Here is a 19888-nt window from a genome sequence, read left to right as displayed (position 1 = left end):
AGCCAAGGGCCTTTCCGGTGGGGGTGGTTCGCACCGAATCGTCGGAGATCCACGGATCCCGCCCGGTGTCGCCGGATGCCTCCGGGGCAGGTGAGCTCAGCCTGATCCGGACGAATGGCGTCGGCGCCCAGTAAGGTACGAGACGCCGCGACTGGCGCGTGCCCCTGCCGGGGTGCTCAGTGGAATCGACCACAGGGGAGCGGCACCCCCCGGGCCCGCCCGGGGCGTCATCGCCGGAGAGCCGTCCGCCTGGGCATCCGGGTCCACGCCGCAGCACGCGGCCGACCCGGGAGGATCCCGTGACCGCACCATCCGTACCCGCAGACCTCCGCCACCCCGCCCTGGCGGCAGCCGATCCGGAACTCGCCGCGCTGGTCGCCGCCGAGGAACGGCTCCAGGCCGACACCCTCCGGCTGATCCCCAGTGAGAACTACGTATCAGCGGCCGTCCTCGAAGCATCCGGCACCGTGCTCCAGAACAAGTACTCGGAGGGCTACCCCGGCAAGCGGTACTACGAGGGCCAGCAGGTCATCGACCAGGTCGAGACGCTCACCGCCGAACGGGCGAAAGGGCTCTTCGGCATGGACCACGCCAACGTCCAGCCCTACTCCGGCTCCCCGGCCAACCTCGCCGTCTACCTGGCCTTCATCGAGCCCGGCGACACCGTGCTCGGCATGTCGCTCCCCATGGGCGGCCACCTCACCCACGGCTGGGGCGTCTCCGCCACCGGCACCTGGTTCAACGGTGTCCAGTACGGGGTGCGGCGCGACACCGGCCGGGTCGACCTGGACGAGGTCCGTGACCTGGCCCTCGCGGAGCGCCCCAAGCTGATCTTCTGCGGCGGCACGGCGGTGCCACGCGAGATCGACTTCGCCGGCTTCGCCTCCATCGCCCGGGAGGTGGGCGCGGTCCTGGTGGCGGACATCGCCCACATCGCGGGCCTGATCGCGGGCGGCGCCCACCCCTCGCCCGCCCCGCACGTGGACGTCGTCTCGACCACCACCCACAAGACCCTGCGCGGCCCGCGCGGCGCCATGCTGCTGAGCCGGGCCGAACACGCCCGCGCCATCGACCGCGCCGTCTTCCCGGGCCTCCAGGGCGGCCCGCACAACCAGACCACAGCGGCGATCGGCGTGGCCCTCCGCGAAGCCGCCACGCCCGACTTCCGCAGCTACGCCCGCGACGTGGTGGCCAACGCCCGCACCCTCGGCGAGGAACTGGCGGCCCGAGGCTTCGACCTCGTTTCCGGCGGCACGGACAACCACCTGCTGCTGATCGACCTCACGGCGAAGGACGTCCCCGGCAAGGTGGCGGCCAAGGCCCTGGACCGCGCGGGCATCGTCGTCAACCACAACAGCGTCCCCTACGACACCCGCAAGCCCTTCGACCCCTCGGGCATCCGCATCGGCACCCCGGCCCTGACGTCACGGGGCATCCCCGCCTCGGAGATGGCCACGGTCGCGGAGTGGATCACCCGCGTGGTGGAGGCCGCTGGCAGGGGCGACGAGTCCACGGTGTCGGAGGTCCGCTCCGAGGTGAAGGCGCTGATGGACGGCTACCCGGCACCGGGGCTGCCGGTGTCCTGAGTCGGCGCCGGGAGCCTGCCCGTACCCCGGGTGTGGGCAGGCTCAGCCCAGCACGCCGATGAACGTGTGCCAGGCATCGGCGCCGAAGGCGATCACGGGGCCGGTGGGGCGCTTGCTGGCGCGGACGGGGACGAGGTGGGGGACGTTGTGTCCCACCTCGACGCACTCACCCTGGCCCCCGCTGTACGTGCTGGTGCGCCACCTCGCGCCCGAGAGGTCCGGCGTGCTGCGGTGTGCGCTGCTCATATCGCCCCTCAGGTGAGTGTTCCTCGCCTACAGGTTGTCGAAGTCCCCTGCTGTCATGCCCGACTTGAAGGCGCGCCACTCGCCGGGGGTGAAGCAGAGGTGCGGGCCGGACGGGTTCTTCGAGTCGCGGACGGCCACGCCACCGCCGGGCAGGGGGGCCAGCTCGAAGCATTCGCCGTTGTTGGCCGTGAAGCTGCTCTTCTGCCAGGACAGCGCGGAGGCATCGATCGAGTAGAGGTCTGCCTTCTCCATGAGTTCAGTCATCCTTGTGTCTGGTGAGTGCGATGATGTCGCGGCTCTCGTCCGGGGAGAGTGCCGCGTCCGTGAGACTGCGGAAGAGGCGGTGCAGGCGCCGCAGGTCTCGGGGATCGTCCATCGTCAAACTACCAGCGACCGACTCGCCGAAGGCGACGTCGGGCACGTCCTCGTCCGCGAACTGCAGGATTCTGAACGCGCCGATCTGAGCTGCTTCTTCGCCCTTCGCGTAGGGAACGACGCGGAGTTCCACGCTCGCATGGGCTGAGATCTCCAGCAGGTGGTCCAGCTGCTCCCTGTGCGTGCGCTCGCCGCCCACTTGGAAGTCCAACGCGGCCTGCGTGATGACATATCGGCACTCCAGAGGCGTGGCGGCCTCAAGCAGGCAGTGCCGCTGTCGCAGGCCGCGTACCTCGACGAGTGCTTCGATCTGATCCGGTCCGAGCGAGGTGAACCCCACACCGGTCACCGCCTGCGCGTACGCCTCCGTCTGCAACAGGCCCGGCAGAATGCCGACTTGAAACTCATGAACGGTCGACGCCGCCGCCTCGAATCCGAGGAACCGTTCGTACTGCGCGCTGATCACGTCGCTGTACGTGGACCACCACGGTGGGCGCCGCTCGCGCGTGGCCGCGTGCAGTTCGGCAAGCTCGTCGCGCTGGGCGGCTGGCACTTCGTAGATGTCCATGAGCTGGGCGAAGTGGGCCTTGGAGCACACGCGCTTGCCGTTCTCGATCCGGCTGACCAAGGAGAGATCGCAGGCGAGAGCCGTGGCGACCTCCGCGAGGGTCAGCTGGTCGGCCTCCTTGCGGAGGCGCCGCAGGGCGCGCCCGAATGTGACTCGGGACATGAGCAAGGTGCTGCTGCTGTCGGACATGACTTCTCCCTGAAGCTCAGAGGGCGTAGAGGGCCGGTCAGTTGGCGGCAATACACGAACTTGATCGGGGCGGGATTGATCAATTTCTATCTGCGTTGTCAATTGCCAGGCAGGCGACTTGACGATGTGTGGCAGAGTGGCCAGTTTAGCTTCCGTGACGTTCCGCATTCAGGGGAATTCCGAGAGTGGTCACTTTCGATGGGCTGCGCGGGATGCGCGCGACGAGTGACGGACGGCGGGTACGGAGATGAGCGAACCGAACGAAGCGAAGTTCAGGCTGCCTCGTTGCCACGGCAGCGTTCCCCGGGCGCGGGCGGCGCTACGGGCCAAGCTCGGGGAGTGGCGGGCGGGCCGGGCATCGGCGGAGGACGGTGAGTTGGTTCTCTCCGAGCTGGTGACCAACGCGGTGCGCGTGCCCGCCCCCGGTGACCGCCTGGTGGGCGTACGCATCGAGTGCCGGGAGAGGGGCGAGTTCCTGCGGCTGGAGGTGAGCGACGCGGGGGAGGGCAGGCCGGAGGTGCGGCAGCCCGGCGAGCTGGACAAGGGCGGGCGCGGGCTCCTGCTCGTCGAAGCGTTGGCTCAGCGATGGGGCGTGGACGACCGACGGCCCGGAATCGGCAAGACGGTGTGGGCGGAACTGCTGGCACCGGCAACCGACTTCACCGCAGCGGAGACCCGGATCGCGGCGGTATCCGTCCGGCCCGGCCAGTGCGTACGCGCGTGGGGCGCCTGGCACACGGTCCGCGCGGTCCGGAGCGAGTGGTTCGCTTCGGGAGAGCCGGCGGTCGTCGTCGTCCTGGATGACGGAGGCCCGGCGCTGCGTCTGCCCGCCGCCGAGCCGCTGACCGTACGAACGACGCCGGCAGCCGAGGCGGCCCCGGTGGTCCAGTCGTGAGGGCGCTCTGGAAGAGGTGGACCCGAGACCGAGGCCAAGTGCGTGACCGCGCACCGCGATTCACCGGCACGCTGACGCAGGTGGTCGACGGCCGGGTGATCGTGATCAGCAGGGCGGGACGGCCGGTAGCGAGGGCGCATCCCCAACAGCCACAGCCACAGCCACAGATGCGGCGACCCAGCCGGGGCTCGCTTCGGGGTCGTCTCCGCATCCCTGAGGACTTCGACCATGCGCGTGCATCGGTGACGGAAGCCCTGGGGATGCGCTGATGCGACTACTTCTCGATACGCGCGTGGCCCTGTGGTGGATTGCCGACGCGCCGCAGCTGTCCACGTCGTACAAGGAACTCCTGGAGACCGAACCCGTCGTGGACGTCAGCGCGGTGTCCGCCTGGGAGATCACCGTCAAACAGTTCCTCGGCAGCTTCGAGGGCCCCGGAGACCTGGCAGAGCAGGTGCGGGATCTCCAGTTCAGGGACCTGCCGATCACGGCCGCGCACGGTGTACGGGCAGGCCGGCTGCCGATGGTGCACACCGATGCCTTCGACCGGATGCTGATCGCCCAGGCACAGGCCGAAGGGCTGGCGCTGGTCACCCGGAGCCCGTGGATTCCGCAGTACGACGTACAGGTCATGGTGGTCTGACCGGTGCGCGGGCCGAAGGCGCACACATAAGTGGTGTCACACCCATCATGACAGGTCAGAGGGCAGATTCGTAGGAGCAACGGCACAGGTGAACAGCCTTGTTGGACCCTCGCAGGGTCGCCCAGAATCTCCACCATGAATCAGCTGCGGAAAGTCGATCAGGACGACATCGTGCGAGCCCGCAATGTGCTCCTCGCGTCGGGGCACCGCACGCCGAGCGAGAAGGTCGACGCCTACCGGGTGCTCGCTCACGTCAGCCCCGTCTCGTACCTACCGCTCCTGGCCTCCGCGCTGCAACATCTGAGCTACGACGGCCGCTCCGGCAAGAGGCATGCGTCCTGTCTGGCGCTGTGCGAGGAGGCGGTGGCCGTGGCGCGGTCCATCGATCCGGCCGAACCCGGCCGTGCGGATGTTCTGTACCAGGCTCTCGATAGGTTCCAGAGAGAGCTGTACAGGGTGGGCCGGCACACCGAAGGGCTCGCCCTGCGCGCCGAGATGCTCGCCATGGGCCGTGCGCCTGCCGAGCTGTCCGGAGACCCCGTGGTCAAAGGGCTGGGTGAATGGGCTGCCTAACTCTCCGAGGAAGGCCGGTATGCCGAGGCCGCCGACGCCATGACCGAGTTGGTCGCGGCGATGCTGCCCGGCGGGCCCCGTAGCGGGGCTCTCGCCTGGTCCCTCCTTGAGTGGATCGCTGCTCTCCACGACGCCGGCCGGTCCCGTGAGGCACTCGCCGCATTCGAGACACTCGTCCGCATGGAAGCGGCCGAAGCCACGGACGACCGCGGGCCGAAGGCCGGCCACCTCTACTCGCTCATTGGGTACGCACAGATGCTCGACGCCTACGGCCGGGGCGAACAGGCGGCTATCGCGCGGCAAGAGGCCCTGGTTCTACTGGGAGAGCCGCACTCCTCGGTTCGCGAAGGAAGTGCACTCCCTGTTCGACGACGGAGTGAGCCTGGCCCGCCGACTGGCCCGGCACGACCCGGCAGAGGGAAGACGGACATTGGCCAGGAACCTGATCGACCGATCGACCTTCCACACCGCCACCCACGAGTTCGGGCCCGCACTCGATGACTTCCGTCAAGCCCTGAGCTGTCTGAGGGAGGCCGACTGACCAACCCTCCCGAAGGAGGAGCGACGGTGCCGGTCTGGAGCCCTGCGGTTCTTACGTTGCCCGACTAGAGCCGCATGTCGTGGCCGATCCGGCCGGCCCCGCCCGCACTCGGCACGGACAGGAGCTCCGCGTGCGGGGCGTGGGCGGATGCCGACACGATGAGTGTGTGCGGGCCCGGCCGCAGCCCGTCGACGCGGTACCGGCCCGACTGCACGGACCCCGCCGCGACCCGTTTCCCGCGCCCGTTGATCACCGTGATCCATCCCGTGCAGCCCGCCGGGTGCCGGTCGCACCGGATGCTCCCGGCGACGGCGACGGTGACGGCGACGGCGGCTCCGCCGGAAGGCGTGGCCGAGGAAGCCGGACGAACCGGCAGGACGCGTTCCGGCGAGGCCGTCCCCGTCACCGGACCGGCGGTTGCCGTGACGGTGGCGGAGCCTTCGGAGGCGGCAGCGTTCCTGGGCGCCCGCCGGGTGCCCCACTCCGCCACGAGTGCCTGCGTGCGCCGTTCCATAGGCGAACTCACGATGCCCTGCGGCGAAGCGCTGCGCACGGTGAGCCCGCAGCGTTCCGCGTACCCGGCGAGCGAATCGTCGAGCGCGGCCAGCTCCCGCAGGGCCGTTTGGACGCGCTCGGCGCGGGGGCCGGACGGTGCCGTGTGCAGCTCCGCCTTCAACTCCCTTACCAGCGGGCTGACCCGCTGCCAGGATTCCTCGGGCTCGCCGGTGGCCAGCGCGTGGTCCAGGTCCCGCAGCGAGCCGGTCAGGACCGTGATGACGCGGGTGAACCGTTCGGCCTGCCGGGGCGTCAGGTCGATGTCGATGTCGGCCGCTGACGCGAGGGCGCGGGCGTGGCCGGTCGCCGTGGTGAGCAGGGCGGTGCGATTGTCCGCGTCGCGCCCGCGCACCCCGAGCGGCATCCGGACCAGCGGCCGGACCAGGCTCACGACCTGGAACAGCGCGGAGTCGAGCGCGCGGGCCGCTCCGCGCAGCCGGACGGGGGCCTCGGGGTCCTCCCAGCGCAGGGCCAGCTGCGAGACGAGGTCGTCCACGGCGGACACGTAACCGCGCTCCGCCTCCCGTGTGATCCTGCGGCCGGACAGCGGGAAGATCAGTGCCGCGCACAGGGTCGCGATCAGTATGCCGAGACCGTTGTCCAGCAGCCGTTCGCCGAGCAGGTGGTCCATCCCGGCGTCGGGCGTCGTCAGCCCGTACAGCTGCACGAGTGCGACGACCAGGCCCACGACCCAGAGCGCGTAGGCACGCTGCATTCCCCAGGCGCCGAGCGTGATCCCCGCGACGATGATCGTGAGCATCACGTAGACGTGACCGTGGCCCACCAGGTGGAGAAGAGCGATACCGATCACCGCGCCGATCACGGTGCCCGTCATGCGGTGGCCGAATTTGCGCAGCCGCTCGTGGGTCGTGTTCGTACCGAAGAGGGTGATCATCACGCCGACCAGACCCCAGTAGAAACGCTGCGGGTCTATGGCGTCGGTGATCGGGCAGACGACAGCGGCGGCGACCCCCGCATGCAGCGGTGCACGGACGAAGGGGACCGCCCGTCGCCAGCTCGTCTCCGTCCCTGCCGCGAGCACACGCTGCGTCGCCGCGGCGGATCCGACGGGACGGTCGCGTTCCAGGGCGACGGTCGGCTGGAAGGGGACCTTCGCCGGTGACTGCGGGGAGCTCCAGCCCAGCGCGAGCCAGTGGGAGAGCGAACCGGCCAGGGAGTCCAGCAGTTGGGCCACGCGGTACGCGGGTTCCACGGCCTCCGCCCGGCGGATTCCGGCATCGGGGCCGTTCAGAGCGGCATCGGCCTGCTGGCGGATGATCTCGGCCGCGGGGCGCAGCCCCTGGGCACTGCCGAGGGGAGTGTCCCGCGCGACGACGAGTCCGACCACCAGTGCCTCGCGCAGGTGTGAAGGCACCGCGAGCCCGGTCAGGTCCTGGACGGCCCGGCCTATCCCCCGCAGGGCGAGTTCCGCGTCGAAGAGGTGGCGGTGGAGAAGCTCGGCCATGTCGGGGTCGGCCGCGACCTCCGGCTGGGCGAGCCGTCCGTCGATGGTGACGGTGGTGACGTTGAGACGGCGCAGTGCGCGCGTCATGCGGCGTACGGCACGTTCCTGGTCTGCATCGGGGTCCAGCGCCTCGATCGCCGCGTCCGCGACTCGGCGGGCTTCCACGACGAAGGCGCGCTGGGTGCGCAGCAGATCCTCGCGCGGCATCGGATAGCACAGCAGCAGCCGGGTCACGAGCACCGCTGCGGCGGACACCAGGGCGACGAGCAACGCCTTGCCCGACATCCCCGCGGGGATGTTCGCCACCATGCCGACCATCAGGCCGTTGAAGAGCATCATGCCCGTGAGCAGGTACAGCTGACCGAATCGGGCGAGGAAGAACGTCAGTGCCAGCGCACCGACCATCAGCCCGATCTCCAGGCGGCGGTCGTCGTGCAGCTCGGCGGCCAGCCACAGGACCGCGGCGTAGGGGAACGGCATCCACAGGATGGCGCGGGTGAGCCGCTGCCAGGTGTTCTCGGCCACGGCGAAGGCGCTCATCAGGCCCATCATCCCGCCGATCATCATGCCGATCATGGCCGGGATGTCGAGGGCCCTCGCCATCCCGTAGCCGACCGCGAGGGAGGTCACCATGGCGACCAAAGTGCGCCATGCCGACTGCAGTTGGCCCAGGCCGGGATCTGCCGCCAGCACCCAGTCCCAGCGCCGCCGGGGCCCGCCCACCCGACGCGGCGCGACGGCGCGCGGCACAGCCGTCCCCGGGGTGGAGATAGGGGTGGGAGTGGGTGTGCCGGTGGGTGGTGCGGGCGCTGCTGGGGCCGATGCCGTGTCCGACGGCGCGGTGCCTGGGCTGATCAACTGGTCTCCGATTCCATCGCGTTCAGCAAGGTGGTGAGGGCGTCACGGGCGGCGCCCACAGCGCGTTCGGAGTCCTCGACACCGGCGTCGAGTCCTCTCAGGAGCGCCGCGGCCATCCGTCGGCGCCCTTCTTCGAGCAGGGTCCGGCCGCCCGGTGTCAGAGCCGCTTCGACGACACGCCGGTCCTTCGCGCGGCGTTCGCGCGAGGCCAGGCCGCGTTCTTCGAGGCTCTGCAGGACCACGGTCACGCGCGGTTGCGCCATGCCCGTGTACGCCGCGAGTGCGGTCACCCGGAGGGGGCGGTTCTCCAGCGCGTCCAGTACGGCCGCCTGGCTGCGGGTGAGCCCGAATTCGCCCGTACGGAAGAGTGTCTGCGCCAGTCGTCCGATGCCTCTGAGGAGGCCCCGGGCAGCGCTCTCGATGCGCTGCTCGTCGGTGAGCCCCGAGGCGGATGACGATTGATGCATATGGCAATTATATATATGTCAAGAGGCGTGCCGGAACCATGCGCGGGCAAAATGCCCGGCCTCGTCCGGACCTGCCCGGTGCCGGACCTCCTACTCGCTCCCGCGCGTCCGAGGGGAGTGCCTGGTCAGAAGGGGCAGGGCGATGCTGGGCTTGATCCGCTTTGACGGACATCCGAGATCAGGGGTTCAGCCCCGGGAGGATGTCCATCATGGAGAGCATGGGGAAGAAGAAGCCTCGCCGCCCTCGTCGTTCGTTCACGCCGGAGTTCAAGGCCGAGATCGTCGGTCTGTGCCGACGGGGTGACCGCTCGGTCGGTCAAGTGGCCAAGGACTTCGAATTGACCGAGACCGCGGTGCGGGACTGGGTGAAGCAGGCCGAGGCCGACGGGGGCGAGCGCAACGGGCTGACCAGCAGTGAGCGCGGGGAGCTGGCCGCGTTGCGGCGGGAGAACCGCCGGCTGCGCGAGGATGTCGACGTCCTCAAGCGGGCCACAGCTTTCTTCGCGAAGGAGACCCGGTGACGGTGCACCCGTTCATCGAGGCGGAGAAGCGTGCAGGTCACAGCGTCAAACGGGCGTGTGAGCTGATGAAGGTCTCCCGAACCGCCTTCTGTGCCCGCCGCTCCGGCCTGCCCGGCCCCCGGGCGGTGCGGGATGCTGAGCTGACCGAGCAGATCACCGCAGTCCATGCGAGATCGCGCGGAACCTACGGGGCCCCGCGCGTGCACGCCGTGCTCAAGCGCGAGGGCGCCGGGTGCGGCCGTCGTCGTGTCGCACGACTGATGCGGTCCGCCGGGCTGCAGGGCCGGCACCGCCGCCGACGGTACGTGACCACGGTCCCCGATCCCAAGGCTGCCTTGCGTCCCGACCTCATCGTCCGGGGCTTCCAGCCCGGCCGCACCGGGCTCGACACCCGCTGGTGCGGCGACATCACCTACATCCCGACCGATGAGGGCTGGCTCTATCTGGCCACGGTCATCGACATCGCCTCCCGGCGCGTGGTCGGCTGGGCAACCGCCGATCACCTGCGAACCGATCTTGTTGCCGAGGCGCTGACAGCCGTCTGCCGGCAGCGTCGCCCCACCGGTTCCGTGATCTTCCACTCGGACCGCGGCTGTCAATACACCAGTCAGCAATTCGCCTCCCTGGCAGCCCAGTTCGGGGTCCGGCTGTCGGTCGGCCGCACCGGTCAGTGCTGGGACGACGCGCTCGCGGAGTCGTTCTTCTCGACCATCAAACGGGAACTGCTCGGCACCTCCGCCTGGCCCAGCCGGGCCACCGCCCGCACCGCGATCTTCGATTTCATCGAGGGCTGGTACAACTTGCACCGACTGCACAGCAGCCTCGGCTACCTCAGTCCCGCCGAGTACGAGACCGCACTCGCAGCCTGACCACATACCAATGGTGTCCGTCAAAGCGGAACAAGCTCAGACCTCGAAAGTATCTTTCGTGCGATGGCCCACAAGCGGCCTGATACACCGCGCCCCTGGTTGCCCGCTGCGATCCCGTCAACGGACCGGCGGTTCGAGCAGTGACAAGGTCCGCTGCCGTGCGTCGAGGGCGGCGCGGGTGCCGACGGGCATCGGGAGGTTCGGGCCGGCGTGGCCGAACTCGACGTTGCCCAGGATCGGGATGTCGCGGTCGCCGAGGGCGTCGAGGACCAGCTCTTGCAGGGTCGGGGACCCGTCGGGCGAGTCGAGCCCCCCGATCGCGGTCGGGATGCCCACGACCATGCCGGAGATACGGTCGAGGATGCCGGCGTGCCGCAGGACCTGGAGGTAGCTCCACACGTGTGAGGCGAGGCCGCCCAACTCCTCCCAGAACAGCACCGCTCCGTCGAACCGTTCGAGCGGCAGCGCGTACCGCGTCGCCTGGTTCAGTGCGATGCGGTTGAGGACCCCGCCGATAAGGCGGCCTTCGGTGCGACCGGTGCTCCAGCACTCCCAGGACGGGCCGGGCGGCAGTGGGCCGATCGGATCCGTGCTGGTCAGCAGCTTCGCGTAGAGCTTTTCGAGTTCCGCCCTGCGTGCGGCGGGCGCGGTCTGCCAGTGTCCGCCGAGTCCGGGTGTGGCCAGGTCGGCGTGGAACCCCACCAGCCCCGTCTGTGCGTAGAGCACCAGATGCAGCAGCGAGATGTCGCTGTAGCCGAGGATCGGCTTGGGGTCAGAGCTGATCGCCTCGACATCGATCAGGTCGAGGTAGCCGAAAGCCGTCTGGCCGCCGTCATGGGCGATGATGGCGCGTACCTCGGGATCACGCAGAAGAGCGTTGAATTCCCCGACGATCTCCGCCGGTGTCGCCGCACTCCACCAATGGCGCCGCCCCGCTTCGAGCAGTGGTGCCCGCCGTACCCGGAACCTCATCCGCTCCAGTACGACCACGGCCTCCTCCAGGTCGGGTTCGTACTGTGCGTGCAGCGGCCCGGAGAGCGACGCGATCACGACGAGGTCTCCGGGCTTCAGGGCGCGAGGCCGAAGCGGTTGGGACTGCGTAGTAGTGGTCACCGAGGCAGTATCCAGACGCCCTCGGCACCCTGCGACCCAATTTTCGATCAACCGACCGGTGGGCCCTGCATGAGTGTGTCGCCGTGCCCGGCTTCGCACGAGAGACGATCATGGCTCCTGCCCACTACGGGCCAGTTCGGATCTCTGACGGGCGGAAAGCGAGAACGTATGTGTACGCGAGCACTCTGGGCCGACGCCGCCGGGGCGGTTCTTGTCGGGCGCAACATGGACTGGATGGAGGAGATGGCGACGAACCTCTGGGCGTTTCCACGTGGCATGGCCCGTGAGGACGGCCTCGACGGGACGCTGACCTGGGCCTCCGCATACGGCAGTGTGGTCGCCGCCGCACATGACCTGATGACCGTCGACGGGGTGAACGAAGCCGGTCTCGCGGCGCATCAGCTGTTCCTCCCGGAGTCCGACTACGGCGAGCGGGACGAGAGCCGGCCGGCGTTGAGTGTGGCGGTCTGGATGCAGTACGTACTCGACAACTTCGCGACCGTCGCCGACGCGGTCGCCTGGATCGAGAGCTCCCAGCTGCAAGTCGTCGCGCAGACCGACCCGTCGAGCGGGAAACCGGTGACCCTGCACATGGCGCTGGACGACCGGACGGGTGACTCGGCGGTCGTCGAGTACCTGGACGGGACGCCTCGGGTGCACCATGACCGGGCCTACACGGTGGTCACCAACTCGCCTCCGTTCGAGGAGCAGCTCGCTCGCCTGCGCACAGTCGAGGGCTTGGGCGGAGCTGAGCCGCTGCCGGGCGGGACCGACCCCTCGGACCGCTTTGCACGCGCGGCGTACTACCTGTCCAGGCTCCCGCAGCCCGGTAGCACCACCGAGGCCGTCGCGTCACTGCTGAGCGTGATGCGTAACGCCGCTCAGCCCTTCCGCGTGGCCGACCCCGACAAGCCCTACGCCTCGCAGACCATTTGGCGCACCCTCGTGGACCTGACCAACGGCATCTACGTCTACGAGTCGACGTCACGGCCCAACATCGTCTGGGTCCGTATGTCCGGACTCGATCTCTCGGACGGTGCGCCCGCGCTGAAGCTCGATCTGGCCGGCGACACCGGCCTCGAAGGCGGACTCGTCGGAGATGTCACCGGCAGCTTCACCCAGGCACCGCCGATGTCCTTCCTGCCGGCGCGGTAGGACCGGCTCTCAGGCAGGCCCGGGTCCCTCAGGCAGGCCCGGGTCCCTCAGGCAGGCCCGGCCGGCCCGGTCGCCGGGACCTCCTCCGCGGTGATCGGTGGCTCCGGGGCGTCGGCCTTCTCCGGGCCCCGGCCCAGTCTCCGGATGGCGGGCACGCTCAGCATGACGGCGAGGCACACCACGGAGACGGCCGAGGAGAACAGCAGGACGCGGTCCGCGCCGAAGGCCTCGGACGCCGGGCCGGCCAGGGCCCTGCCCAGCGGGATGGCCATGATGGACCCGGCGACGTCATAGGCGTACACACGGCTCAGCACGGCGAGCGGGATGTGGGACTGCACACTGGTCGCCCACATCACCCCCCAGAAGGCGAATCCGCATCCCGCCAGGACCCCGGTGAGCATGGTGGCGGTGAAGGACCAGCCCAGCGCCGGGGCCAGTGGGTTGAGCGCGAAGCAGAACATCGCGCAGGCGCCCGCGACGAGCGGGCGGGTGGGCCGCACCCGCATGCCGAGCAGACCGCCGACGATCGTTCCGGCGCCGTCGGCGGAGGCGATCCAGCCGTAGCCGTCCGCCCCGTGCTGCTCGGTGAGCAGGGCGGCGCCCAGCGGCAGGGCCGGGCCGAAGACGAACAGGCCGTAGATCGCCCAGACGACGATGACGCCCCATAGCCAGGAGCGGGAACGGAACTCGTGCCAGCCCGCCTTCAGACGGTGCAGCACCGGGTCGTCGCCCTCCTCCCGGACGACGCTCAGCCTGCGCAGCGGTACGAGGACCAGCGCGCTGAGCCCGTAGGCCGCCGCGATCACGAAGTAGGAGCCCGCCACCTGCCAGTAGCCGACCAGCAGTCCGGCCAGGCCGGGGCCGACCAGCGCGCTCATCGCCTCGGATATCCGCAGCAGTGCGTTGGCGCGCTGGATGTCCGGCGCGACCTGCGGAACCATGCTGGCCACACCCGGCTGGAACATGGCGGTCGCGGCGCCGCTGAGCGCCATCAGAGCCATGATCTGCCAGAGGCGCACCTCGGTCGTGAGGAGCAGCGCCGCGAGCGCGAGCATGGCCAGCATCCGCACCATGTCGGCGCCGACCATCATCACCTGCGGGGTGAACCGGTCCGCGAGTACACCGCCGAACAGCACGAGCAGGGCGATCGGTGCCATCCACGCGGCCAGCGCGTATCCCACGCCGCCCGCGCCGTATCCGGCCCCCAGCACGGCCGTGGTCAGCGAGACCATCAGCATGCCGTCGGCGAGCAGCGAGGCACTGCGGGCGGTGAAGAACAGCCGGAAGGTACTCGACTTCCAGGGGCTGGGCAGCGGGGCGGAATCCGGTGACTCCGGCCGGTCCAGCAGTTCGTCAGTGGTCATCTCGCGTCGGCCGGAGACGGCCGTTCCCTTCCATGAGGATCCGCTGCCGGAGCCACCCGGAGCTGTCGCCCGGAGCGGCCGGCGGATCGTGAACGATGACGTACCGCACGGGCGCCAGAAGTCCCGAGGGGCTGGGCCCGGAGATCGTCTCCATCAGCGCGGTGTGGGCGCCGTCCGGAGTGAGCGGGGCGCCGCCGGACGCGATGAAGGCCGTCATGCGCTCCCCGTCCGGCGCGGGCGCGGAGCCGTTCTCCGTCGTGACGTGTACGGGCAGTCCGCTCAGGGCGCCGCTCAGGGCGTCCGCCACCGCGGCCGGTGAGACCCAGCAGCCGTCCACCTGCCGCCAGTCGCCTCGGCGCTCGGCCGGCCGGATTCCGGTGACCTCCGTCAGCGCGGCCAGCGGTACGTCCTCGTACGCGGCCGCCTCCAGCAGCTTCACCAGACCGGTGAGGAAGGTCTCCGCCTCCTCCCGGGGGAACAGTGCTGGGTCGGCCCACATCCCGAGGTGCAGCAGTGGCCGCGTCCGGTAGGCGAAGCACAGCAGGCGGGTCGGCAGCACCTGTACCGGACCCCAGTCGAGGTCGAGTTCGGCATCCTGTCCGGTCTCCCGCGCGTGCTGGCCGGGGGCGGATTCGCGGGCGTCGGTGAGTCCGCTCACGTCGTTGAAGACCACGTCACGGGCGAAGTGGCTGCCCCGCTCGAAGGTGGTTTCGTCGATCGCCTCCCACAGCCGTACCGAGTCGAACTGGCTGTGGCGGTAGGCGCCGAGCGCCGCCCCCCACGCCTTGCGCAGCACGGCGTCGAAGGACGGGCCTCGCACGTCGAGGGAGAGCAGCGCGTCCTGGGACAGGGTGTTCACCGAGCGGGCGAGCCCCGGGCGGGACCGGTTGGACAGCGGTGCGGCGGCGACGCAGGTGGACTGACCCGCGCGGTGCGCGACGAGCGTGCACCAGGCCGTCAGCAGCACGGTGGGGGAGGGGCTTCCGGTGCGCTTGGCCGCCTGCGCGAGTGCGCGGGCGCCCCGCAGCGAGCGCAGCGTGAGCTGCGGCTGCTGCCCGTCGGTACGGGTGGCCGCCGGTTCGGCGAACATCTCCTGCGGACCGGTGCCGATGATCTGCTTCCAGTACCGCAGCGACGCCTCCGACCTGCGCAGTCCTGCCGGTGTCGCCTCTTCGGCGGCGAGGTCGAGCGGGGTGAGCGCCTCCACCGGGGGCAGCACGGCGCCGCCCAGCAGGGCGAGCCACTCCTCGCGCAGTACGGCGATGGCGCTGCCGTCCGTCACCGCGTGGCTGGAGGACAGGGAGACGAAGGCCGGCGCTCCGCGCAGGCTGAGCAGGGCGATGCGGAGAGGGAATTCGCGGTCCAGCCGGAACCGCCCCGCACGGGCCTGGCGGGCCACCGTCTCCGCGTAGTGCGCGGGATCGGCGCCGAACCCCTCGTGGTCCAGGAGGCGTACGGTGAAATCGCCCTCGGCGGCGACCACTTGGGTGCGGGACGCACCGGCGGGCGGCTCGGGGAAGGTGGTGCGCAGCGCTTCGTGGCGTACGACCAGTTCGCGCAGCGCGTCGAGCACCTGCTCCGGGGCAGTGCCCGCCGGCACCGGCCAGACGGCGTGGTTGTTGATGTGCAGGGGGTCGTCCCGCAGGATGCAGCGGATCATGTTCGCCTGCCCCATCGTGACGGGGCCCCGGCGTTCCTCGCCGCCCGCGTAGGCGACGGTGACGGTACGTTCCCGCCCCGGCCGAGGCGCCCCGCTCGCGGTGGCGGTGGCGGCGGCGGTGTCCGTGGCGGTACCGGTGCCGAGGCCGGCGCGTCCGGCGGCCCGTACCAGGGGTTCCCAGGCGTCGATCAGCAGCGCGAAGTCCTCCATGTCCGCCCTGGCCTCGTCGAGGAGGCGCCCACGGCGCTCGGCGAGGGCCTCCGCGACCGCCGTGTACCGGCCGCCGAGCGCACGGTAGGAGCGCTCGATGACGTCGAACCGCTCTGCGTTCCCCGCCGGATCGAGCTGTGTGCTGTCCCGGACCAGTGCGGCAACGGCGCGGGAACGGACCCGGCCCGCCGGGTCCAGCAGGGTGTCGCCGGCCGCTGCCGCCGCCGCGTACACGGCGTTGAAGTACGGCATCGACAGCAGGAACTTCGCCAGCCGCACCTGGTAGGCGACGAAGCCGGCACCGGTACGGCGTTCACCGGTGTGGTAGTTGACTATGTGGCGGTTGTGCAGCACGCCGGGGAGGCGGGCGTCGTGCACCAGGTGGATGAGGAAGTAGTCGCTGCCGATGGTGTCGGTGGCGGGCGGCAGCGGAACCGCCCCGTAGACCTGGCTGTCGAAGCCGATGTTGCACATGTCCACGCGGTTCGGGGCGATCCTGGTGAGGGTCGTGAGGTCGGCGGCGAACGGGGTCGTTCCGGCGCCGCGGAAGGACTCCTCGATCAGGTTCCGCCGCCAGATCTCCGGATAGCCCTCGGGCACCGACAGCCCGACGAGGTCGTGGTGCACGGCGGGGTCGAGCCGTCGGATCTCCTCGACGTCCACGGACATCTCGCCGATGAAGGAGCCTCCGACCATGGCCACCGGCCGCCCGGCGCAGGCGGGGTCGAGTCTGCCGCGCGACACCAGGTCCGCCACGTCGGCGGCCCGCCGCCCCAGGTAGGTCAGTTCCTGGTGGAGAGGGAAGACCGGCTCGCCGTCCAGGCTCTGGTACCGGCTGTCCGAGTCCCGGCGGTGCACCGATTCGCAGCCGAGCGCTTCCGCGATCAGGAAGGCCCGGTTGGTGCAGGCCCCGTACGACACACCGTCGGGCAGCATCAGGTCGAGCACCCGGTCCGCGTCGGCGACGCCGGATCTGGTGGCGACCTCCCGCAGGAAGGCCCGCTGCCGGTCCTCGTCGAGGTGGTGGACGACCACGCCGGGTTCCCGGGGCAGACCGGAGACGGCCGCCCGGTGCCCGGTGAGCGCCGGGGTGTCCGACGAGTCCAGGATCAGCAGGTGCACCTCGACGCCGAAGTGCCGGGCACCGTACGCCGCCTCCGTGGCGACCGCGGCGATGGTCTCGGCGCAGGGCCGGTTGGTCGGGAGGGTCAGACAGACGCGGCGCACGACGGCTCCTCGCTCCGTCCGCCGGCGGGCGGCTCCTGGTTCCCGTCGCTCCACGAGGTGAGGCCCAGCAGCCGGCTGCCGAGCCCGTCGAGCGTGGCGGTGGGGTAGCGCTTGGACTCGTGCCGGGTGAGATCGCCGACCAGGGTGCGGTTCCAGCGCGGGGTGCGCAGGTGCCGCCAGGACTCGACGCGTGAGTGCCGCAGCCGCTCGTGCTCCTCCAGCGCGGGCATCATGGACAGGTACTGGACCGCCCGGACCCCGTCGCGCGAGGTGTTGCGCGCGACCCCGTGGGCGAGCAGGCCGTTCCAGATCAGCAGATCGCCGGGGTGCAGGTCGGGCCGCACGACCGGGAACTCGGAGCGGTCCACCGAAGGGCGGATCGGGTCCCGGTCCGAGGGGCCGGCGGTCTTCCACTCCTCGAACCGCCGGAACAGTTCGGGGTTGCACTGGAAGCCGCCCGTCTCCGGGCTGGTCTCGTTGAGCGCGATGATGCCCTGCACCCGCTGCGGCGGGACGCCCAGCGTGGTGTCGATGTCCCAGTGCAGCTCGATGTCGAAGCCGCGGTCCGTGGGGTCGATGAGGGCGCGGTCCCGGTTCCCGACGTTGGGCGGGTTGAGGTTGAGCCGGTCCAGGGTGACCCACAGCTCCTCGCAGTCCCACACGTCGACGAAGGCGTCGTACACCCGCTGGGCCTGGCGGTTGTCCCAGAGCAACTGGTGGTGGTAGGCCTCGACGAAGCCGTAGACGTGCAGCTGACGGTCCAGTTGCGAACGGAACGGGCGGTCCTCATACCAGCTGTCCGGCCGGTCCGGGTCGAGGCCTTGGAAGTCCCACGTGAAGTCGAGCAGTTGACGGGCCGTCTGCGCGGGAACCGCCTCACGGACGATGACGTAGCCATAGGTCTGCCAGTGGGCGAAGTCCTCCTCGGACAGCACCCGCAGCGGCCGCGACTTGCTCAGCTCCCGCAGGGTGGTCTGCGCGAGGTAGGACTCGCCGTCGGCGCTGAAGTAGGGGCGGTCGGACGCCGCCCGGTGCAACCGGGGGCGGCGGGGGCCTTGCGGGGTGTTGGGTATCACTCTGACCTTCTGGGCAGGAGGGACTTGGGTGTCCTGACGGTGGCCCGGGGTCCGGTTGGCAGGCGCCGGAGCAAGAGCGCGCGGGGGGCGTGAGAAGGGCATGGCGGACACGGACTCCTTCTCGGCCGGGGCAGCACGCCGCAGTCGGCGGGGAGGTGCGGGCAGCAGGGTCGGGGGCGGTCACTCCGACGGATCGGTGGAGATCCCGCGATCAGCACAGTGGTCCAGACCATTACCTCTGTCAAGCGAAGCGCCGGAACGGGCATACGGGCGGGTTCCGCCGTCGGCGGCAATGCGCCCTTGTCGCGAGGGGTTTCGTCATCTTTGGTCTAGACAAATTATGGGGACTCGTCCTAAGGTCCCTACGTGGCACGGCCCCTGATGGGGCGTCCGCCGGCGCACTCCGTGCGTGCCGGTGAAACCGCCACCTTCCCGCAGGACTTCACGCCGCCCTGACCAGCGGATCGGGACGTTCCGCCCTGCCGATGGACCAGCTCCTCGGTTTTCGCCACGCTCAGAGGGAACGGTCTGCATGAGCACATCCGACACCACGACGCCGCCGGGTATCACCCTGAAGAGCCCGGGACCCGGACTGGTCCCGCTGGACCCGGTCCACACCGCACTGCTGCACGGCCTCGACTCCCTGCTGACGGGGCTGGCGGCCAGACTCTCGGCGCCGGAGGTGGTGGGTCCGCCGCTGCTCTCCGCGGAGGGGCTGTCCCGGCTCGACTACTTCCGCAACTTCCCCCATCTCGGTGTCGCCGCCGGGCGTTTCGCCCCGGACGCCTTCGACGGACTGGCCGGCGGGCAGCAGCCGGGCGGTCTGCCGCTGGAGCCGAGCGGCTACCTCCTGCCCTCCGCCACCTGCTACGGACTGCTGCTCTCACTGGAGGGGCAGGACATCGGCGCCGACGGACTGAGGCTCTCGGCGACCGGCCGCTGCTTCCGTAACGAGACCCACTACGACGGGCTGCGGCGGCTCTGGGGCTTCCACATGCGTGAGGTGCTGTACCTCGGCACCCAGGACGGGGCATCCGAACACCTGGACCGGGGAGCGGAGTTCATCCGCGAGGCCGCCGCCCTGCTCGGCCTGGAGCTGACCCGGGCCGCGGCCGACGACCCGTTCTACGACAAGGGCGGATCCCGTGCCCGCCTGATGATGCTGGACCCGGTGAAGCACGAGTTCAGCGCCCCGGACGGCACCGCGATCGCCTCGGTCAACCGGCACCGCAACTTCTTCGGAGAGCGGCTGGACATCCGCGCCGGCTCCCAGGAACCCGTGTACAGCTCCTGCGTCGCCTTCGGCGTCGAGCGCTGGGTCCACGCGATGGTCCTCGCCCACGGAACCCCCGAGCGAGCCCTCGACCGCCTCCGCCGCGCCCGCGCCTGAACGCCTTCCGGCCCGGCGGCCGGCCGGTTCGCCCCCGACAACACCCGTACGACAAGGAACGGTTCCACACCATGGACAGCATCACCGCCTGGCTCCACGAGAAGAACCCCGGCCTCACCGGCACTGTCGCCCCGGACGAGGACCTGATCGAGGCGCGGCTCATCGACTCCATGGACTTCCTGGAGTTCATCGACCTGCTGGAGGAGCTCTCCGGCAACAGCATCGACCTCCAGGAAGTCACCATCGACGACTTCCGGACCCTCGACCGCATACAGCGAACCTTCCTGACCCCGCCCGTCCCCTCGGCGGCCTCCGGGGCGGTGTCCGCTTGAGCGTCCGCCG

General features: G+C 70.3%; 19 protein-coding genes and 1 pseudogene. 10 read left to right on the top strand and 10 right to left on the bottom strand.

Annotated elements, in window-relative coordinates; translation table 11 throughout:
• Positions 1 to 299: 299 nt before the first annotated feature.
• Entirely contained in the window at positions 300 to 1586 is a 1287-nt protein-coding gene (gene glyA / locus RLT59_RS10960) for a serine hydroxymethyltransferase (protein ID WP_311303227.1), read from the top strand.
• Positions 1587 to 1628: 42 nt separating this feature from the next.
• Here glyA and RLT59_RS10955 read toward each other — a convergent pair whose 3' ends face one another.
• From RLT59_RS10955 to RLT59_RS10945, 3 genes are read right to left on the bottom strand one after another with little or no spacing between them, the layout of a single operon-like run.
• Positions 1629 to 1832 carry a DUF397 domain-containing protein gene (locus RLT59_RS10955; RefSeq protein WP_311303226.1) on the bottom strand — a complete coding sequence of 68 codons (204 nt, stop codon included), beginning with the start codon at positions 1830 to 1832 and terminating at the stop codon, positions 1629 to 1631.
• Between the two features lie 27 nt (positions 1833 to 1859).
• Positions 1860 to 2084, bottom strand: a complete 225-nt coding sequence (locus RLT59_RS10950) for a DUF397 domain-containing protein (protein ID WP_242436762.1) — start codon at positions 2082 to 2084, stop codon at positions 1860 to 1862.
• A gap of 4 nt (positions 2085 to 2088) precedes the next feature.
• Positions 2089 to 2964 carry a helix-turn-helix domain-containing protein gene (locus RLT59_RS10945; RefSeq protein ID WP_311303225.1) on the bottom strand — a complete coding sequence of 292 codons (876 nt, stop codon included), beginning with the start codon at positions 2962 to 2964 and terminating at the stop codon, positions 2089 to 2091.
• Between the two features lie 247 nt (positions 2965 to 3211).
• Between RLT59_RS10945 and RLT59_RS10940 the strand changes: the two genes are divergently transcribed.
• The 4 genes from RLT59_RS10940 (at position 3212) to RLT59_RS10925 (ending at position 5616) form a co-directional block, all read left to right on the top strand.
• Entirely contained in the window at positions 3212 to 3859 is a 648-nt protein-coding gene (locus tag RLT59_RS10940; protein WP_311303224.1) for an ATP-binding protein, read from the top strand.
• A gap of 268 nt (positions 3860 to 4127) precedes the next feature.
• Positions 4128 to 4502 carry a type II toxin-antitoxin system VapC family toxin gene (locus tag RLT59_RS10935; protein WP_311303223.1) on the top strand — a complete coding sequence of 125 codons (375 nt, stop codon included), beginning with the start codon at positions 4128 to 4130 and terminating at the stop codon, positions 4500 to 4502.
• A 135-nt stretch (positions 4503 to 4637) separates the two neighbouring features.
• A complete protein-coding gene (locus RLT59_RS10930; protein WP_311303222.1) occupies positions 4638 to 5075 on the top strand; it encodes a hypothetical protein in 438 nt (145 codons plus the stop codon).
• Positions 5076 to 5427: 352 nt separating this feature from the next.
• A complete protein-coding gene (locus RLT59_RS10925) occupies positions 5428 to 5616 on the top strand; it encodes a hypothetical protein (RefSeq protein WP_311303221.1) in 189 nt (62 codons plus the stop codon).
• Between the two features lie 64 nt (positions 5617 to 5680).
• On the opposite strand, the gene RLT59_RS10920 is transcribed toward RLT59_RS10925, so the two are convergent.
• Together RLT59_RS10920 and RLT59_RS10915 are read right to left on the bottom strand one after the other, a co-directional pair.
• Entirely contained in the window at positions 5681 to 8269 is a 2589-nt protein-coding gene (locus RLT59_RS10920; RefSeq protein WP_311303220.1) for an FUSC family protein, read from the bottom strand.
• 221 nt (positions 8270 to 8490) lie between these two features.
• The gene (locus tag RLT59_RS10915) at positions 8491 to 8961 is read right to left on the bottom strand and encodes a MarR family winged helix-turn-helix transcriptional regulator (RefSeq protein ID WP_311303219.1); all 471 of its coding nucleotides are present in this window, start codon (positions 8959 to 8961) and stop codon (positions 8491 to 8493) included.
• A gap of 209 nt (positions 8962 to 9170) precedes the next feature.
• Between RLT59_RS10915 and RLT59_RS10910 the strand changes: the two genes are divergently transcribed.
• Both RLT59_RS10910 and RLT59_RS10905 read left to right on the top strand, forming a co-directional pair.
• Complete coding sequence (locus RLT59_RS10910) at positions 9171 to 9482, top strand: transposase (protein ID WP_311303218.1); 312 nt, start codon at positions 9171 to 9173, stop codon at positions 9480 to 9482.
• A complete protein-coding gene (locus tag RLT59_RS10905) occupies positions 9479 to 10351 on the top strand; it encodes an IS3 family transposase (RefSeq protein WP_311303217.1) in 873 nt (290 codons plus the stop codon). Before RLT59_RS10910 ends, RLT59_RS10905 begins: the two co-directional genes overlap by 4 nt.
• 117 nt (positions 10352 to 10468) lie before the next feature.
• Here RLT59_RS10905 and RLT59_RS10900 read toward each other — a convergent pair whose 3' ends face one another.
• Entirely contained in the window at positions 10469 to 11464 is a 996-nt protein-coding gene (locus RLT59_RS10900; protein WP_311303216.1) for a S66 peptidase family protein, read from the bottom strand.
• Between the two features lie 168 nt (positions 11465 to 11632).
• Here RLT59_RS10900 and RLT59_RS10895 point away from each other — a divergent pair, with 168 nt between their 5' ends.
• Positions 11633 to 12619 carry a linear amide C-N hydrolase gene (locus RLT59_RS10895; protein ID WP_311303215.1) on the top strand — a complete coding sequence of 329 codons (987 nt, stop codon included), beginning with the start codon at positions 11633 to 11635 and terminating at the stop codon, positions 12617 to 12619.
• Between the two features lie 47 nt (positions 12620 to 12666).
• Here RLT59_RS10895 and RLT59_RS10890 read toward each other — a convergent pair whose 3' ends face one another.
• The 4 genes and pseudogenes from RLT59_RS10890 to RLT59_RS10875 all read right to left on the bottom strand — a co-directional run bounded on the left by RLT59_RS10890 (position 12667) and on the right by RLT59_RS10875 (position 18156).
• Positions 12667 to 13983, bottom strand: coding sequence for an MFS transporter (locus tag RLT59_RS10890; protein ID WP_311303214.1), 1317 nt, complete (start codon positions 13981 to 13983; stop codon positions 12667 to 12669).
• Positions 13973 to 15814 (bottom strand): condensation domain-containing protein, encoded by a 1842-nt coding sequence (locus RLT59_RS10885; RefSeq protein ID WP_399126876.1) that lies wholly within the window; start codon positions 15812 to 15814, stop codon positions 13973 to 13975. The genes RLT59_RS10890 and RLT59_RS10885 overlap by 11 nt, the downstream gene beginning before the upstream one ends.
• Positions 15788 to 17080: pseudogene (locus tag RLT59_RS10880) on the bottom strand (DUF6271 family protein); the annotation flags it as partial. The gene RLT59_RS10885 and the pseudogene RLT59_RS10880, both read right to left, overlap by 27 nt.
• Positions 17062 to 18156: a phytanoyl-CoA dioxygenase family protein gene (locus tag RLT59_RS10875; RefSeq protein ID WP_311303213.1), complete on the bottom strand. Its 1095-nt coding sequence runs from the start codon at positions 18154 to 18156 to the stop codon at positions 17062 to 17064. The pseudogene RLT59_RS10880 and the gene RLT59_RS10875, both read right to left, overlap by 19 nt.
• Positions 18157 to 18688: 532 nt before the next feature.
• Here RLT59_RS10875 and RLT59_RS10870 point away from each other — a divergent pair.
• Complete coding sequence (locus RLT59_RS10870; RefSeq protein ID WP_311303212.1) at positions 18689 to 19546, top strand: aminoacyl--tRNA ligase-related protein; 858 nt, start codon at positions 18689 to 18691, stop codon at positions 19544 to 19546.
• Between the two features lie 71 nt (positions 19547 to 19617).
• Positions 19618 to 19878, top strand: coding sequence for an acyl carrier protein (locus RLT59_RS10865; protein WP_311303211.1), 261 nt, complete (start codon positions 19618 to 19620; stop codon positions 19876 to 19878).
• The last annotated feature ends 10 nt before the right edge of the window (positions 19879 to 19888 follow it).

Origin of the sequence: Streptomyces sp. ITFR-6 (assembly GCF_031844725.1) — a bacterium.
Classification (GTDB): Bacteria; Actinomycetota; Actinomycetes; order Streptomycetales; family Streptomycetaceae; genus Streptomyces.
This window is presented reverse-complemented; position numbering and strand designations above follow the sequence as displayed.

Coding starts and splice junctions, on each gene's coding strand:
- RLT59_RS10955 (WP_311303226.1), bottom strand. CDS start 1,832: ATGAGCAGCGCACACCGCAGCACGCCGGACCTCTCGGGCGCGAGGTGG.
- RLT59_RS10950 (WP_242436762.1), bottom strand. CDS start 2,084: ATGGAGAAGGCAGACCTCTACTCGATCGATGCCTCCGCGCTGTCCTGG.
- RLT59_RS10945 (WP_311303225.1), bottom strand. CDS start 2,964: ATGTCCGACAGCAGCAGCACCTTGCTCATGTCCCGAGTCACATTCGGG.
- RLT59_RS10940 (WP_311303224.1), top strand. CDS start 3,212: ATGAGCGAACCGAACGAAGCGAAGTTCAGGCTGCCTCGTTGCCACGGC.
- RLT59_RS10935 (WP_311303223.1), top strand. CDS start 4,128: ATGCGACTACTTCTCGATACGCGCGTGGCCCTGTGGTGGATTGCCGAC.
- RLT59_RS10930 (WP_311303222.1), top strand. CDS start 4,638: ATGAATCAGCTGCGGAAAGTCGATCAGGACGACATCGTGCGAGCCCGC.
- RLT59_RS10920 (WP_311303220.1), bottom strand. CDS start 8,269: ATGGTGACCTCCCTCGCGGTCGGCTACGGGATGGCGAGGGCCCTCGAC.
- RLT59_RS10915 (WP_311303219.1), bottom strand. CDS start 8,961: ATGCATCAATCGTCATCCGCCTCGGGGCTCACCGACGAGCAGCGCATC.
- RLT59_RS10910 (WP_311303218.1), top strand. CDS start 9,171: ATGGAGAGCATGGGGAAGAAGAAGCCTCGCCGCCCTCGTCGTTCGTTC.
- RLT59_RS10895 (WP_311303215.1), top strand. CDS start 11,633: ATGTGTACGCGAGCACTCTGGGCCGACGCCGCCGGGGCGGTTCTTGTC.
- RLT59_RS10890 (WP_311303214.1), bottom strand. CDS start 13,983: ATGACCACTGACGAACTGCTGGACCGGCCGGAGTCACCGGATTCCGCC.
- RLT59_RS10870 (WP_311303212.1), top strand. CDS start 18,689: ATGAGCACATCCGACACCACGACGCCGCCGGGTATCACCCTGAAGAGC.
- RLT59_RS10865 (WP_311303211.1), top strand. CDS start 19,618: ATGGACAGCATCACCGCCTGGCTCCACGAGAAGAACCCCGGCCTCACC.